Source organism: Rhizobacter sp. P2_G4 (assembly GCF_056403575.1).
In genome coordinates this window covers 96,983-111,213 of record NZ_JBFUFG010000005.1, presented here as the reverse complement: position 1 = coordinate 111,213, position 14,231 = coordinate 96,983, and the positions used below count along the sequence as shown (strand labels likewise).

Below are 14,231 nucleotides of genomic sequence, written 5' to 3'. Positions count from 1 at the left end.
CCCTTGCGTTGTCACTCGGGTTGAATGATGTTGGTCCATGTTTCAGTCAGGGCGTTGTTGCCGTTTTGAAGAAAGGCTCGCAGCTCGGCGGGTTGGCCGGGCTGGAGGCGGGTGACGCGCACGGTCATGCGCCAGTTGCCGGTTGTGGCATTGAGATAAGCGTTGCTCTCGACGATGCGGGCGTTGCTGCCCGCCGTCACGACGGCCTTCACCGGCGCATCGGCCGGCAGTGCGCGCAGCGCGGGGCCGTCGAAGTCGACGACGTACTGCACTTCATTCGGGTCGCGCTTGGCCTTGGAATCGATGAACCCGGCGCCGCGGCGCGTCTGCACCGTCCAGCCCGAAGGCGGGCGCTGCTGGCGCTCGCCCTGCATGCGCACCTGATAAGCGAAGTCCAGCGGCTGGCCGACGGCAGGCGCGCGCTCGGGCACCCAGTAGGCGACGACGTTGTCGTTGGTCTCGTCGGGCGTGTGCAGCTGCATCAGCTCGACGCGGCCAGGGCCCCAGTTGCCTTGCGGCGTGATCCAGGCACTCGGGCGGTTCTGGTACTGGGCCTCGGTGTCTTCGTAGCTGTAGTACGAGCGGTCACGCTGCATCAGGCCAAAGCCCTTCAGGTCGCGCACGGCGAACGAGGTCACCAGCGTCTGCTTGGGGTTGACCAGCGGACGCCACAGCCACTCGCCTTCGCCGGTCGTGATCATCAGGCCATCGGAGTCGTGCACCTCGGGCCGGAAGTCGTCGACACGCGGCTGGTTCTCACCGTGCTGGAACATGCTGGTCAGCGGCGCCAGGCCCAGCGTCGCCACACCAGCCCGCAGGAACAGGCGGGCCTGCACATCGATCGCCGTCTCGTCACCAGGGCGCAGCGTGAAGCGGTAGGCGCCGGTGGCGCGCGGCGAATCGAGCAGCGCGTGGATCACGAGCGAGGTGGCGTTGGCCGCGGGGCGCTCGATCCAGAACTCGGTGAAGCGCGGGAACTCTTCGCCCGAGCCGCCTACGGTGTCGATGCCCAGGCCACGAGCCGACAGGCCGTAGTGCTGGCCCTTGCCCAGCGCGCGGAAGTAGCTCGCGCCGAGGAACACCACCAGCTCGTCCTTGTAGGCCGGGTTGTTGAGTGCGTAGTGGATGCGGAAGCCGGCGAAGCCCAGGTCACCCCAGCCCCGCTGCGACAGCGTGTTCTTGCCGTAGTTGAAGTCCTGGCGATCAAAGGGCACGTGGCGCACCGCGCCGTTGTCGATCTCGTTGATGGCGACCGACTGCGTCTGGAACTTGCCCAGGTGGAAGAACATCACCTCGAAGGGCAGCGCTTCCTTGCGCCACAGCGCCTTCTGCGGGTTGAAGCGGATGTCGCGGTACTGGTCGTAGGTCAGGTCCTTCAGCTCGTTCGGCAGCGCCACGGTGCTGGCCGCATACGGCTTGGTCGACAGCTGGCGAGCGCGCTCGGCGACGTCATCGAAACCGAAGGCGGCCGCGAAGCTGGTGTGGCACGACAGCAGCGTTGCCAGGGCGAAAGCAACCCGTGTCGCGGTTCGGCGAACGGGTGAAGAGAACGGTGATGAAAAGGTCAAGGCAAATGGCAAAACGTGAAGCTTTCAGAGAAAAGAAGGGGCTGAAAACAGCATCGATGTCTCGTATGGGCAACGGCCATGCCACTGCCGAAAAATCGTTTGGAATCAACGAGTTGAGAGATCCGCGCAGGGGCCGCCCGCCGAAGGTGGCTCAAAAGCGCCTAAAACGGGCTGTTTCTGTCGCCGAGCAGCGACAGGGCTCCGGCTCGATACGGCTAACTTGCTGTCAGAGAACAGGTTTTTCACTGTCACCGCGCAGCGACAGCAGGCTTGGCCGTGGCGACAAGCGGCGCATCGAGCCAAACTGCGCGTTTGTCCCAAGATGACAAATCTGTCATCTGAGCGTCAGTACGGCGACGTGCTGCGCTCACTAAACTCGAACGACTTTTGCCCAACGCCTCTGCCATGCGCGTGCTGATCATCGAAGACGAGCCCAAGACGGCCGAGTACCTGCGGCGTGGCCTGACTGAACAGGGCCATGTGGTGGACGTGGAGCACAACGGCATCGATGGCCGCCACGCCGCGCTGGAAGGCCGCCACGATGTGATCGTGCTCGACGCCATGCTGCCGGGCATCGATGGCTTCGAGATCCTGCGCGACGTGCGCCGCGTGAAGCAGGTGGCAATCATCATGCTGACCGCGCGCGACGGCATCGAAGACCGCGTGCGTGGCCTGCAGGACGGGGCCGACGACTACCTCGTCAAGCCCTTCTCGTTTCTCGAGCTGAGCGCACGGCTGCACGCACTCTCGCGCCGCAGCCGCCAGCAGGAGCCGACCTCCATCACCATCGGCGACATGGTGCTCGACCTGCTGGGCCGCAAGGTGCAGCGCGGCGGCGACCGCATCGACCTCACCGCCAAGGAGTTCACGCTGTTGACCACGCTCGCGCGCCGGCCAGGCCAGGTGCTGTCGCGTACCGAGATCGCCGAACTCGTGTGGGACATCCATTTCGACAGCGGCACCAATGTCGTCGAGGTGGCGATCAAGCGGCTGCGCGCCAAGCTCGACGGCCCCTACCCGCGCAAGCTGCTGCACACGATGCGTGGCATGGGCTACGTGCTCGAAGAGCGCGAAGCCGAGGCCAGCTGAGAAGGTGCGGGCATGACACGCCACCTGTCGATTCGCCTCGCCGCGATGTTTGTGTTCTGTGCCGCGGCGGTCTTTTTGATCGGCGGCATGTCGCTGTACGGCGTGTTGCGCGAAGGGCTGATGCAGCAGGTGCGCCAGGAACTGCAGCTGCGCGGCAGCTGGGCCGAATCGATCGTCGCGCGCGTGCAGGACGAATCGCAATGGCGGCTGTGGCTCACGCCCAAGTTCAATGCCAGCGAGATGGGCCGCAGCGATCTGCGCCTGTGGATCGTCAGCGACACGCCCGGCTACAGCTACGGCCCGCCGCGCGATGACATCGTGAAGCTGGCCGAGGCCGGCGGCTTCGGTCAGCTGTCCGAACCCAATCACCCCTGTCCCTTGATGACCTGGAGCAAGGTCGTGGCCGGCGACGGCAATCGCCCCGCGGTGACCTTCGTGCTGGTGAAAGACCCACTGCGCTTTCTGGAGACGCTCGACGCGTTCCGCTATGCCTTGATTGCCTTGGGCAGTGGCGGCGTGCTGGCCGTGGCCGTGCTGGGCTTCGGCATTGCACGCCTGGGCCTGCGCCCGCTGGAGCGACTCTCGCGCCAGGCCCACGCGCTCGACCCCAGTCACCAGGAGCAGCGGCTTGACCTCACGCCCATGCCGGCCGAGCTGAGCGAACTCACCGGCTCGTTCAACGGCGCGCTGGCGCGGCTCGAAACGGCCTACCAGCAGCTCGAAGCCTTCAATGCCGACGTGGCGCACGAGCTGCGAACGCCGCTCACGAACCTGATCGGCCAGACGCAAGTGACGCTGACCCGCAAACGAAGTGCGGCCGAACTGGAAGAAGTGCTGCGCTCCAACCTCGAGGAGATGGAGCGGCTGAAAGGCATCGTCAACGACATGCTTTTCCTGGCCCGCGCCGACCAGGGCGCGGCCGCCACGCGGCTCGTCACCACCTCGATCGCCGGCGAGGTCGGCAAGGTGCTCGACTTTCTCGAGCCGCTGATTGAAGACCGGGGCGTGCGCATTAACTTGCACGGCGACGAGTTGGGCAGCATCGAGACCGCGCTGCTGCGGCGCGCACTGGGCAACCTGCTGCAAAACGCGATCGAGCACTCGACGCCGGGCGACGAGATCGCCGTCGCGATCACACGCGAAGGCGAGCAGATTCAAGTGGCCGTCAGTAATCCCGGCGGCGAGATCGACGGGCGCCACCTGGCGCACCTGTTCGACCGCTTCTACCGCGTCGACAGCGCGCGCCGCAACCCCGGCGGCAACCACGGGCTGGGCCTCGCGATCGTCAAGGCAATCGCGCTGATGCACCGCGGCTCGGTGTTCGCGCGATCGGAACAGGGCCGCAACACCTTCGGCTTCACGCTCGCCGCCGACGCGTGATGTGTGTGACGCGTGATGCGTCGCGCAAGCCTGAAAACAGTGCATCGGCCACGCAGCGCAGATGACGAAACCGTCATCGGGCCGACAGCATCCTGTGCGGTGCCGCTTTCTACGATGCCTTCACTCCCAACCACTTTGAAAGGCATCCATCATGAACACCAAACTCGCCATCGGCATCGCTGCTCTCGGCTTCGCCGGCCTGGCGCAACTCGCGCACGCCGACGACTTCACCCAGCCCGCCAACACCGACGTGCCGTCGAAGCTGACACGTGCCGAAGTACGCGCCGACCTCGCCCTGTGGCGGCGCGCCGGCCTCGACACCGTGGCGCAGCTCGATGGCTACACGGTCAACAGTGACGAGACCGAGCAGCGCATGGCGCTGTATCGCCAATGGCGCAGCGGCCCGGAATTCCTGGCCGAGCTGTCGCGCCAGCAGGGCCAGTCGAACACGACGGCCAAGGCGCCGTCGGCACAGTCGGTCAACTGAACACCACACCTGACTGGAGCCCACCATGACGACCGCCATCGACACCCGCGTCTTCTTCAGCGCCCGCCTGCTGATGGCGGCCATCTTCGTTCTCTCCGGCCTGCGCAAGGCGCTGGCCTTCGCAGGCACGGCGGGCTACTTCGCCAAGCTGGGCCTGCCAGCGCCGGAGGTCATCACCGCGCTGGTGATCCTCATCGAGGTGGGCGGCGGCTTGCTTCTCATCGCCGGCTGGCAGCTCAAGCCAGTGGCGCTCGCGATGGCGGCGTTCACGCTCGCCACGGCCTTCATCGGGCATGCGTTCTGGGCCGCGCCGCCGGAGCAGTTCGGCGGGCAGCTGAACAACTTCATGAAGAACGTGGCGATGGTGGGCGGCTTCTTGCTGCTGGCGGGCACGGCCGGGTTGGGCCTCAAATCGTCCGAACCAGCGCTTCGCCTGAAAGCCGGCCCCGCGCGCTGACCTCAGTCGCCGTCGCCAGCGCCGGCCTTGAACTGCCCGGGTGTCAGGCCGTTGCGTTGCAGCAGCCGGTAGAACTCGGTGCGGTTGCGATCAGCCAGGCGCGCCGCATCGGCGGCGTTGCCGTCGGTGAGCTTGAGCAGGCCGACGAGGTAGTCGCGTTCGAAGCGCTCGCGCGCCTGGGCATAGGTCAGCACCTCGACAGTGGGCACACGCAGCGCGCGCTGCACCAGTGACAGCGGAATCAGCGGCGTGGTCGTCAGCGCGCACACCTGCTCGACCACGTTGTGCAGCTGACGCACATTGCCAGGCCAGCTGGCGGTGGTGAGCGCCTTCATCGCATCGGGCGCAAAGCCGTTGAAGCGCTTGCCGTACTTCTCGCTGAGCCGCGCGAGAAAGTGATTGGCCAGCAGCGGAATGTCTTCGCGTCGCTCGGACAGCGTGGGCAGGTGCAGCGTCACCACGTTGAGCCGGTAGTAAAGGTCTTCGCGGAACTGGCCCTCTCCCATTGCGACATCGAGATCACGGTGCGTGGCCGAGAGGATGCGCACATCCACTGGCACCGACTGGCTTGCGCCCACCGGCCGCACCGAACGCTCTTGCAGCACGCGCAGCAGCTTCACCTGCAACGCGGGTGGCATGTCGCCGATCTCGTCCAGGAACAAGGTGCCGCCATCGGCCGTGACGAAGAGCCCGCGGTGGTTGGCCACGGCACCAGTGAACGAACCCTTCACGTGGCCGAACAGTTCCGACTCGAGCAGCGACTCGGGGATCGCACTGCAGTTCACCGCAACGAAAGGCTTGGCTGACCGCGGGCTGGCGCGGTGTATGGCCTGCGCGAGCAGCTCCTTGCCGCTGCCGCTTTCGCCGCGGATCAGCACGCTTGCATCCGAGGCCGCGACCATCTTGGCTTCGGTCAGCAGATCGGCCATGCAGTTCGAGCGGCTGACGATGGAGGCGCGCCAAGCTTCGTCGCCGGTGCTGGCCTGCTGTGCCGGCGCGGTGAGGGCCAGCGCCTCGTTGACCTTGTCGAGCAGGGCCTTGCCGTCGAAGGGTTTGGTCAGGTAGCTGAACACGCCGCGCGCGGTGGCTTCGACCGCATCGGGGATGGTGCCGTGGGCGGTGAGCAGGATCACCGGCAAGGCGGGGTGGCGCTTGCGGATCTCGTCGAACAGAGCCAAGCCGTCGCGCCCCGGCAGCTGCACGTCGCTCACGACCAGGTGCGGCCGCGCCACGGCGAGCTGCGTCAGCGCGTCTTCGGCCGACTCGACCGCGGTGACGCGGTGGCCGGCCGCCGTGAGCCGCATCGACAGCAGCTTCAGCAGGTCCGGGTCATCGTCGACGAGCAGCAGGTTGGCCATGGTCGTCGCCTCGGCCGTTCAAGGCGCCTTGGGCAAGGCCGGCGGCGCCGAGGCCGCTGATGCGGCCGGCGGCGAGGACGCCGGCGCCACGCTGGCGCCTGCAGGGCGTGTGGTCATGCTGCGTTCGATCGCCTTCAGCGCCTCAAGTTTCTCGTTGAGCTGCTGCAGGTTGCGCTGTTGTTCGCGGCGCTGCTGGTTCTGCTTTTCGAGCAGGTCTTCCAGCCGGCGCTGCTCGAGCACGCGGCCCAGCAGCAGGCGGGCAAGCCCTTGCCAAGGCTGCAGCTCGGGTGCGCTGGACCGGGTGAGCGGCTCCAGCAGCGCGACCGCGCGGGGAACGTCACCGCCGTTGTGCTGCTGCGAAAGCGCCAGTGCCAGCTCGAGCACCACGTCGGCCGGCGCGGCGGTAGCGGTGGCCGACACCACGCCGTTCAGGCGGTTGATCTCGCTGGCCAAGTCGTTCGGCGACATCTGGCGAATCTGCTCGTGGTACGCCAGAAAGCGGCGCGCCGCAGCGTCGGCTGGGTCGGGCTGCTGGATCACGACGACCGGCGGCGGTGGCGGAGGCGCCGGTGCTGGCGCGGGAGCGGCGGCAGGCACTGCAGGCGGCGGCGGAGCCGGGTGCTGGAACGGGACGCAGGCAGCCAGCGTCAACGTGCAGCTCACGAGGGTCCCGAAACGAATCAATGTCCTAGCCTGCATGCGGTAGTTCGATGTGAAAGTGAGCGCCGGGGCCGTCGTCCAGGAGTTCGATCTGGCCGCCGTGTGCGGTGATGTACTCATGCACGATCGACAGGCCGATGCCGCTGCCGCGCGCGGCGTCGCTCGGCTGCCGCTCACCGCGGTAGAAAGGCTCGAACACACGGGCCCTGTCTGCCGCAGCAACACCGACCCCTTGGTCCACGATGTCGATGCAGGCGCGGCCGGGCACGCGTATCACGGAAAAACGGATGGTAGCGCCCGGCGGGCTGAAGCGTATGGCGTTGGACAAAAGGTTGCCAAGCGCCGTGCGAAGCTTGTCGGCATCGACCTCGGCCGTCAGCGGTTCGCCCTCGACGAACACCGCCAGTTGGCGGGCCTGCCACTGCAGGCGCTGCTGCGCCACCAATTCCCTGATGAGCGCTCTGAGTTCGGTGGTGCGGCGCACCAGACGCCGCGCCTCGAAGGCTGCGGCATTGAAACGCAGCAGGTCTTCGATCTGCGCCTGCAGCACGGCAGTGTTCTGCTGCAGGATGCGCACGACCTCGCGCTGGTTGTCGGTGAGCGTGCCGGTAACCCCCTCTTCGAGCAGCGAAACCCCTTCGCGCAGTGCCGACAGCGGCGTCTTCAACTCGTGCGACACATGGCGCAGAAAGCGCGACTTGTCGGAGTCGAGCTCGGCCAGGCGCAGGCGCAGCCATTCGAGGCGGCGGCCGACGAGGCGCACGTCGGCCGGCCCGCGGATCTCGATCGGCTGATCGAGCCGGTTCTCGCCCAGGCCCACCACGGCCTGCTCCAGCCGCTTGAGCGGCCGTGCCAGCCACACGCCAAAGCCCAGTGCCATCACGATGGCGACGGCGATCGCCGCAAGGATCTGCCGCCCCAGTTGCGCACGGCCCGCCTCGAGTTCGTCCAGCAGCACCTGATTGCGCGCCTCGGTCGCCAGGCGGACCTGCTCGGCAATGGAGGCGTTGATGCCTTCGAGCTCGCGGAAGGCGGTGGTCACCGCCGCCTCGCGCAAGCGCATGTCGATCGTCGGATCACGCAGCTGACCCTCGACGCCCACCTGCGTGTTGCGCCACTCGGTGGCCAGGCTCGACGGAATGCGGTTGTCGGCCAGCCGCGCCAGTGCCGCATTCGCGTCCCGCGTGGCCTCTTCGAACCGCTGCCTCAGCACCGGATCGTCGAGCACCAGATACTGCCGCGCTGCACGCTCCATCGCCACCGTACGCTCCGCCAGCACCTGCGCGTCGGCCGTGTGCGCCACCGCCCGGCTCGCGCCCTCGCTGCTTTGGCGCAGCAAAATCTCCAGCGAGTACAAACCGCGCAGCGATGCCGCACTGAGCAGTGCGGCGATCAGCATGAAGGCGACCAGCAACAGCTGGCGGAAGGAATAGCGATGCATGTCGGGCCGATTGTGTCCGGCGAACGCAAGAGCGAAGCGAATGCCCCTCAGGCAACGCCAGCGGAGCCGGCTTTGCCGGTCCGCCAGGCGGCGCCCCTTGGGGGCTGAGCCCGGACATAAACAGTCCAGTGGACTGTTTGTGCCTGGCGAAGAGTTGGGTCTCTGGCCCAACGCGGCCTGCAAGGCGGAAGCAGAGCGACTGGGGGGCTCAATCAAACACCGGCAGAGCGTCGTCCTTTAGGGTTTCGCGCAAGTGCTCGAAGTCCGGCATTACGGAACGCACCACGTCCCAGAAACGGGGACTGTGGTTCATCTCGCGCAGGTGCGCGAGTTCGTGTGCCACCACGTAGTCGATGCTGGGCATCGCGAAGTGGATCAGCCGCCAGTTGAGGCGGATCGCCCCATCGGCACCGGCGCTGCCCCAGCGCGTTTGCGCCGATGACAAACTGAGCTTGGTGTAGCGCACGCCGAGCTGCTGCGCAAAGTGCTTGAGACGCTCTTCGAACACACGCCGCGCCTGACGCTGCAGCCAGCTCTGCACCACGTCGCGAATTTGCTCGGGCGTGGCGGTCTGCGGCAGGCCGATGTGCAGCGTGAGCTTGGGCACCCCGGGCAGCGACTCGGCATCAGCATTCAGCACCGCACCAGCCTTGGTGATGCCGGCCCGCGCATCGAGCACGATGATGACCGTCTCGCCGAGGAAGGGAATGCTGGTGCCGTCGCGCCATTCGACCTTGGCGGCCTGCAGGCGCTGCTGGCGTTCTTGCTGCTCGGCCAGCTTTCGCAGGATCCAGTCGCCCTTTTCACGCAGTGCGGATTCGATCTCGCCGATGCCCACCCACTTGGGCGCCGCGACGCTGAGCCCTTCGAGCCCCACCACGAAGCCGATGCTCTTGCGCCGCGCACGGCGCAAGGCGTAGGCAACCAAGTGCTCCTTCAAGCGAATCTCGCGTTGAGCTTGCGGGTGGCGGAAGACGGCAGGAGCGAGCACGGAAGAAATCGGTACGGCGGGAGCACTGGTCGTTAACGAGATCGTCGGCTCAGGTGCAGCAACCACGATCTGCGGAGCCGGCACCGACACTGGTTCATCGAACAGCGAGAGCTGCGATGCATGGAGAGCCAGTGCGGCGCGAGTCATGGGCGCGAATTCTAAGGACGGTAGGCCTCGGGATCGAGGCGGTGCATCTCGGTCTCGATCCAGCTTTCAACTTCGGCCATCAACTCGTCGGGCTGGCGCCCCACCGAAGCGATCGGTTTGCCGATCGAGACGTCGACCACGCCGGGGCGGATCAGGAACGACTTGCGCGGCCAGCACACTGCCGAGTTGACGGCGATCGGCACCACAGGTCGGCCGGTGTCGACGGCGAGGCGCGTGCCGCCGGCTTTGTAGGTGCCCTTCTTGCCACGGGCCGCGCGTGTGCCTTCGGGAAACATGATGACCCAGTTGCCGTTGGCCATGTGCTTGCGGCCCTGGTCGGCCACCTTGGTCCAGGCCTGCGAGCGCTTGCTGCGGTCGATGTGGATCATGTCCATGCGCGACATCGCCCAGCCGAAGAACGGGATGAACAGCAGCTCGCGCTTGAACACATAGGCGAGTGGCTTGGGCATGAGTGTCGGGAAAGCAAAGGTCTCCCACGTCGACTGGTGCTTGGGCAACAAGATGACGGCTGTGTCGGGTAGGTTCTCCATGCCCGACACACGGGCGCGCACACCGCAGATCACGCGGCAACCCCAGATGGCCGCGCGCAACCAGCCAGCACACAGCCAGTAGATCTTGTCGCCGCGCACGAAGATCGAGTAGATGAGCACCGCGGTGCCCCAAGGCACCACCGTCACCGACATCCACAACAGGAACAGAGCCGAGCGCAAGGCATAGAACGCGGTGCGCATCAATCGAACCTCCCGAAGCTAGAATCGCCGTTGCCCGCTGCGTTGCGCGCCGAGCGTTCGCTCTGGATGATGCTTTCGGCGAAGGCCGCGAGGTCGGCATGCACCTGGGTGCCTGGGACCGTTTCCATCAACTGCGCAATCTGCGCTTCCGTCATTGCGGCTCCTTTGCCGGTACGAACCAAGTGAGCAGGGCAACCCGCCGCCAGCGCCGCTTCGAGATCACGCACCGAATCGCCCACCACGGGCACGGTGTCCAGTGCGACCCCGAAACGCTCGCCGATCTGCTGGTACAGGCCGGGCAGCGGCTTGCGGCAGCTGCACAGGTCTTCGGGCGCATGCGGGCAGAAGAACACCGCGCCGACGCGGCCGCCCACGCGCGCGAGCGCCGCATTCATCTTGGTGTGGATGGCGTTCAGCGCCGCCATGTCGAACAAGCCGCGGCCCAGACCCGACTGGTTGGTGGCGATCACCGTCTGCCAGCCAGCCTGGTTGAGCCGCGCGATCGCTTCCAGTGACCCCGGTATCGGCACCCACTCTTCCGCCGACTTGACGAAGTCGTCACGGTCTTCGTTGATGGTGCCGTCGCGGTCGAGAATGATGAGGTTCATGGCAAGACTCCACGGATGCCGGCGGGCCAGCCGGCACTGGCCGAGTGCTCGCTCGAGGGGCAGAAGCAACTTGACGCAGGGGCTGTCATGTCGCGAGCTTCGAGAGATCGGCGACGCGGTTCATGGCGGCGTGGAGCGTCTTCAACAAGCCCAAGCGATTCGCGCGGATCTTCGGGTCGTCGGCATTGACCATCACCGTGTCGAAGAACTCGTCGACCGGTTCCTTCAACGACGCCAGGGCCTGAAGCGATTCTGCGTAGTCGCCGCGGTCGAAGGCGGCATTCGCCTCCGGGGCGACCTTGGTCAGCGCGTCGTAGAGCGCCACTTCGCCGGCGTCCTTCAACAGGGGTTGATCGACTTTCGCCTCGATCTCTCCCTCGGCCTTCTTGAGGATGTTGCCCACACGCTTGTTGGCGGCCGCAAGCGACGGTGCCTCTTCCAGCGACGCGAAGGCGCGCACGGCTGCGAGCCGGCGCGGCACGTCGCCAAGAATGGGCCGCAGTTCCAGCACGGCTTCGACCTCTTGCGCGCTGTAGCCCTGCTCACGCAGCATGCTCGCCAGGCGGTCGTAGATGAATGCCAGCAATGGTTCGCTCGGGTCGGTGATCAGCTCGCCAAAGGCCGGCACGGCGGAACGCACCAGTTCGGCCAGGTCGAGCGCCATGTTCTTCTCGACGAGGATGCGCACCACGCCCAGCGCGTGGCGGCGCAGCGCGAACGGGTCTTTGTCGCCGGTAGGCAGCTGCCCGATGCCGAACAGCCCAACCAGGGTTTCGAGCTTGTCAGCCAGCGCCAGCACGGTGCCGGTGTGGTTGGCCGGCAGTGCGTCGCCGGCAAAGCGCGGCTTGTAGTGGTCTTCGATGGCGATCGCGACACCGTCGCGCAAACCTTCGTGGCGCGCGTAGTAGCGGCCCATGATGCCTTGCAGCTCGGGGAACTCGCCGACCATGTCGGTCAGCAGGTCGGTCTTGGCAAGCCGCGCAGCCTCTTGCACCTTGCTGTCGAGCACATCGAAGTGGTCCTTCTCGTCCACCGAGTACGGCACGGTCGCGAGGCGCAACTGGTTGACGATCGCGTGGCCAATCGCGCGCACCCGCTCGGCGCGCGCGCCTTGCGTGCCGAGCTTGCCGTGGTAGACGACCTTGTCAAGCCCGGCCACGCGCGACTCGAGCGTCTTCTTGCGGTCCTGGTCGAAAAAGAACTTGGCGTCTGCCAAGCGCGGGCGCACCACGCGCTCGTTGCCTTCGATCACGCGGCTCGCATCGGCGGGGCTGATGTTGCTGACGATCAAGAACTTGTTGGTGAGCTTCCCTGCCGCGTCGAGCAGCGGAAAGTACTTCTGGTTTGCCTTCATCGTGAGGATGAGGCATTCCTGCGGCACTTCGAGGAACTCGGACTCGAACTGGCACGGCAGCACGTTGGGCCGCTCGACCAGCGCGGTGACTTCGTCCAGCAGCGCCGCATCATCAATCGGCGTGAGGCCCTGCTGCGTGGCCGCATGCTGCAGTTGGCGCGAAATCTCGGCGTGCCGCGCGGCGAAGCTCGCGATCACGGCGCCCTGCGTTTCGAGCTGCTTGGCGTAGTGGTCGGCGTCTTGCAGCACGACCGGATCGATAGGGGCTTCGAAGCGATGGCCATGGGTCTCGCGGCCTGAGGTCAGGCCGAGGGCCGACAGCGGCACCACGTCGGCCCCATGCAAGGCCACGAGGCCATGAGCAGGGCGAACGAACTTGACGCTGCTCCAGCCGTCTTGCAGCTGGTACTGCATGACCTTGCGGATCGGCAGAGCGGCGAGCGTTTCGTCGAAGGCTTTCTGCAAGCCTTCGCTCAGGGTCGCGCCCTTCACGAGGCTGTCGTAGAACAGCGCTTCGGCCTTGCCATCCACCTTGCGCGTGAGCGAGGGCACCACCGATGCATCGGCACCGAGGCTGGCGAGCTTCTTCAGCAGCGCTGGCGTCGGCTGGCCCTCGGCGTTCAGGCCGACGCTCACGGGCACCAGCTTCTGCGACTGGGCTTTCTCGTCGGCCTGCGCACGCACCGCACTCACATGCACGGCCAGGCGTCGCGGCGACGCGAACGACGTGGTCGCCGAGTGATCAGTGCACAGGCCTTGCTTCTTCAAGCTCTCGACGAGCACACCGGCAAACGATTCGCCGAACTTCTTCAGGTCCTTGGGGGGCAACTCTTCAACGAACAACTCGACCAGCAGGTTCTTGACAGTCATCGCTCAGGCCGCCTTCTTGTCGGTGTCTTTGTCGAGACGGGCGACGACTTCATCGGCCCAGGCCCTGGGTGCCATCGGGAAGCCCAGGCGCGCGCGGCTCTCAAGATAACTTTGCGCCACGCTGCGCGAGATGTTGCGGATGCGGCCGATGTAGGCCGCGCGCTCGGTCACGCTGATGGCCCCCCGCGCGTCGAGCAGGTTGAAGGTGTGGCCAGCCTTGAGCACCTGCTCGTAGGCCGGCAGCGCGAGCTGCTGCTCCATCAAATACTTGGCCTGCTTCTCGTGGGCGGCGAAGGCCTGCAGCAGGAAATCGACATCGCTGTGCTCGAAGTTGTAGGTGCTCTGCTCGATCTCGTTCTGCAGGTACACGTCGCCGTAGCTCAGCGTGTCGGTCCATTTCAGGTTGTAGACGTTGTCCACGCCCTGCAGGTACATGGCCAGGCGCTCAAGCCCATAGGTGATCTCGCCGGTGATGGGCCTGCATTCGATGCCGCCCACTTGCTGGAAGTAAGTGAACTGTGTGACCTCCATGCCGTTCAGCCACACTTCCCAGCCCAGGCCCCAGCAGCCGAGCGTCGGGTTCTCCCAGTCGTCTTCAACGAAGCGCACGTCGTTGGCCGTGAGGTCGAAGCCGAGCGCTTCGAGCGATCCGAGGTAGAGCTCGAGGATGTTGTCGGGCGCCGGCTTCAGCACCACCTGGTACTGGTAGTAGTGCTGCAGTCGATTCGGGTTCTGGCCGTAGCGCCCGTCCTTCGGGCGGCGGCTCGGCTGCACATAAGCGGCCTTCCAGGGCTCAGGACCCAGTGCGCGCAGGAAGGTGGCGGTGTGGCTCGTACCGGCACCAACCTCCATGTCATAGGGCTGAAGCAAGGCACAACCTTGTCGGTCCCAGTAGTCTTGCAGGCGCAGGATGATTTGCTGGAAGGTCAGCATGTGATGAAGGCATTCGGGGAAAGTCAGGATTTTAGGGGCCGGCCTCTCCTGCTTGCGCGAAGAGCGACGCGATTCGCTCATCCAGCAACGCCCAAGGCACGGGTCCCCCGGGCCGATGGGTGGCGCCCCTCGGGGG

14 protein-coding genes are annotated in these 14,231 nt (G+C 66.1%); 5 read left to right on the top strand and 9 right to left on the bottom strand.

From position 1 onward, the window contains the following. Positions 1 to 11: 11 nt before the first annotated feature. A complete protein-coding gene (locus AC1DYS_RS19410; protein WP_477902129.1) occupies positions 12 to 1,568 on the bottom strand; it encodes a glucan biosynthesis protein G in 1,557 nt (518 codons plus the stop codon). Positions 1,569 to 1,573: 5 nt separating this feature from the next. Between AC1DYS_RS19410 and AC1DYS_RS19405 the strand changes: the two genes are divergently transcribed. The 5 genes from AC1DYS_RS19405 (at position 1,574) to AC1DYS_RS19385 (ending at position 4,981) form a co-directional block, all read left to right on the top strand. After that, entirely contained in the window at positions 1,574 to 1,894 is a 321-nt protein-coding gene (locus AC1DYS_RS19405) for a hypothetical protein (protein WP_477902127.1), read from the top strand. A 79-nt stretch (positions 1,895 to 1,973) separates the two neighbouring features. Beyond that, a complete protein-coding gene (locus AC1DYS_RS19400) occupies positions 1,974 to 2,657 on the top strand; it encodes a heavy metal response regulator transcription factor (RefSeq protein WP_477902692.1) in 684 nt (227 codons plus the stop codon). 12 nt (positions 2,658 to 2,669) lie between these two features. After that, entirely contained in the window at positions 2,670 to 4,037 is a 1,368-nt protein-coding gene (locus tag AC1DYS_RS19395; protein ID WP_477902125.1) for a heavy metal sensor histidine kinase, read from the top strand. A gap of 151 nt (positions 4,038 to 4,188) precedes the next feature. Beyond that, positions 4,189 to 4,524: a DUF4148 domain-containing protein gene (locus tag AC1DYS_RS19390; protein ID WP_477902123.1), complete on the top strand. Its 336-nt coding sequence runs from the start codon at positions 4,189 to 4,191 to the stop codon at positions 4,522 to 4,524. Between the two features lie 25 nt (positions 4,525 to 4,549). Then, positions 4,550 to 4,981 (top strand): DoxX family protein, encoded by a 432-nt coding sequence (locus tag AC1DYS_RS19385; RefSeq protein WP_477902121.1) that lies wholly within the window; start codon positions 4,550 to 4,552, stop codon positions 4,979 to 4,981. Positions 4,982 to 4,983: 2 nt separating this feature from the next. Here the strand turns inward: AC1DYS_RS19385 and AC1DYS_RS19380 are convergent, their stop codons facing one another. From AC1DYS_RS19380 to glyQ, 8 genes are all read right to left on the bottom strand, one after another. Further along, positions 4,984 to 6,339: a sigma 54-interacting transcriptional regulator gene (locus AC1DYS_RS19380; RefSeq protein ID WP_477902119.1), complete on the bottom strand. Its 1,356-nt coding sequence runs from the start codon at positions 6,337 to 6,339 to the stop codon at positions 4,984 to 4,986. An 18-nt stretch (positions 6,340 to 6,357) separates the two neighbouring features. Continuing rightward, a complete protein-coding gene (locus AC1DYS_RS19375) occupies positions 6,358 to 7,038 on the bottom strand; it encodes a hypothetical protein (RefSeq protein WP_477902117.1) in 681 nt (226 codons plus the stop codon). Next, a complete protein-coding gene (locus AC1DYS_RS19370) occupies positions 7,028 to 8,440 on the bottom strand; it encodes a sensor histidine kinase (protein WP_477902115.1) in 1,413 nt (470 codons plus the stop codon). The genes AC1DYS_RS19375 and AC1DYS_RS19370 overlap by 11 nt, the downstream gene beginning before the upstream one ends. Before the next feature lie 208 nt (positions 8,441 to 8,648). Continuing rightward, on the bottom strand, positions 8,649 to 9,578 hold the full coding sequence (locus tag AC1DYS_RS19365) for a M48 family metallopeptidase (RefSeq protein ID WP_477902113.1): 930 nt from the start codon (positions 9,576 to 9,578) through the stop codon (positions 8,649 to 8,651). Positions 9,579 to 9,589: 11 nt separating this feature from the next. Beyond that, positions 9,590 to 10,330, bottom strand: a complete 741-nt coding sequence (locus AC1DYS_RS19360; protein ID WP_477902111.1) for a lysophospholipid acyltransferase family protein — start codon at positions 10,328 to 10,330, stop codon at positions 9,590 to 9,592. Next, positions 10,330 to 10,938: a D-glycero-beta-D-manno-heptose 1,7-bisphosphate 7-phosphatase gene (gene gmhB / locus AC1DYS_RS19355; protein ID WP_477902109.1), complete on the bottom strand. Its 609-nt coding sequence runs from the start codon at positions 10,936 to 10,938 to the stop codon at positions 10,330 to 10,332. The genes AC1DYS_RS19360 and gmhB overlap by 1 nt, the downstream gene beginning before the upstream one ends. A gap of 85 nt (positions 10,939 to 11,023) precedes the next feature. Further along, the gene (gene glyS / locus AC1DYS_RS19350; protein ID WP_477902107.1) at positions 11,024 to 13,162 is read right to left on the bottom strand and encodes a glycine--tRNA ligase subunit beta; all 2,139 of its coding nucleotides are present in this window, start codon (positions 13,160 to 13,162) and stop codon (positions 11,024 to 11,026) included. A gap of 3 nt (positions 13,163 to 13,165) precedes the next feature. After that, the gene (glyQ, locus tag AC1DYS_RS19345; RefSeq protein WP_477902105.1) at positions 13,166 to 14,095 is read right to left on the bottom strand and encodes a glycine--tRNA ligase subunit alpha; all 930 of its coding nucleotides are present in this window, start codon (positions 14,093 to 14,095) and stop codon (positions 13,166 to 13,168) included. Positions 14,096 to 14,231 lie beyond the last annotated feature (136 nt).

What these genes read in the sequence shown, in the direction of transcription:
- AC1DYS_RS19405 (WP_477902127.1), top strand. Translation starts at nt 1,574, where the DNA reads ATGGCAAAACGTGAAGCTTTCAGAGAAAAGAAGGGGCTGAAAACAGCA.
- AC1DYS_RS19400 (WP_477902692.1), top strand. Translation starts at nt 1,974, where the DNA reads ATGCGCGTGCTGATCATCGAAGACGAGCCCAAGACGGCCGAGTACCTG.
- AC1DYS_RS19395 (WP_477902125.1), top strand. Translation starts at nt 2,670, where the DNA reads ATGACACGCCACCTGTCGATTCGCCTCGCCGCGATGTTTGTGTTCTGT.
- AC1DYS_RS19390 (WP_477902123.1), top strand. Translation starts at nt 4,189, where the DNA reads ATGAACACCAAACTCGCCATCGGCATCGCTGCTCTCGGCTTCGCCGGC.
- AC1DYS_RS19385 (WP_477902121.1), top strand. Translation starts at nt 4,550, where the DNA reads ATGACGACCGCCATCGACACCCGCGTCTTCTTCAGCGCCCGCCTGCTG.
- AC1DYS_RS19380 (WP_477902119.1), bottom strand. Translation starts at nt 6,339, where the DNA reads ATGGCCAACCTGCTGCTCGTCGACGATGACCCGGACCTGCTGAAGCTG.
- AC1DYS_RS19375 (WP_477902117.1), bottom strand. Translation starts at nt 7,038, where the DNA reads ATGCAGGCTAGGACATTGATTCGTTTCGGGACCCTCGTGAGCTGCACG.
- AC1DYS_RS19370 (WP_477902115.1), bottom strand. Translation starts at nt 8,440, where the DNA reads ATGCATCGCTATTCCTTCCGCCAGCTGTTGCTGGTCGCCTTCATGCTG.
- AC1DYS_RS19365 (WP_477902113.1), bottom strand. Translation starts at nt 9,578, where the DNA reads ATGACTCGCGCCGCACTGGCTCTCCATGCATCGCAGCTCTCGCTGTTC.
- AC1DYS_RS19360 (WP_477902111.1), bottom strand. Translation starts at nt 10,330, where the DNA reads ATGCGCACCGCGTTCTATGCCTTGCGCTCGGCTCTGTTCCTGTTGTGG.
- gmhB (WP_477902109.1), bottom strand. Translation starts at nt 10,938, where the DNA reads ATGAACCTCATCATTCTCGACCGCGACGGCACCATCAACGAAGACCGT.
- glyS (WP_477902107.1), bottom strand. Translation starts at nt 13,162, where the DNA reads ATGACTGTCAAGAACCTGCTGGTCGAGTTGTTCGTTGAAGAGTTGCCC.
- glyQ (WP_477902105.1), bottom strand. Translation starts at nt 14,095, where the DNA reads ATGCTGACCTTCCAGCAAATCATCCTGCGCCTGCAAGACTACTGGGAC.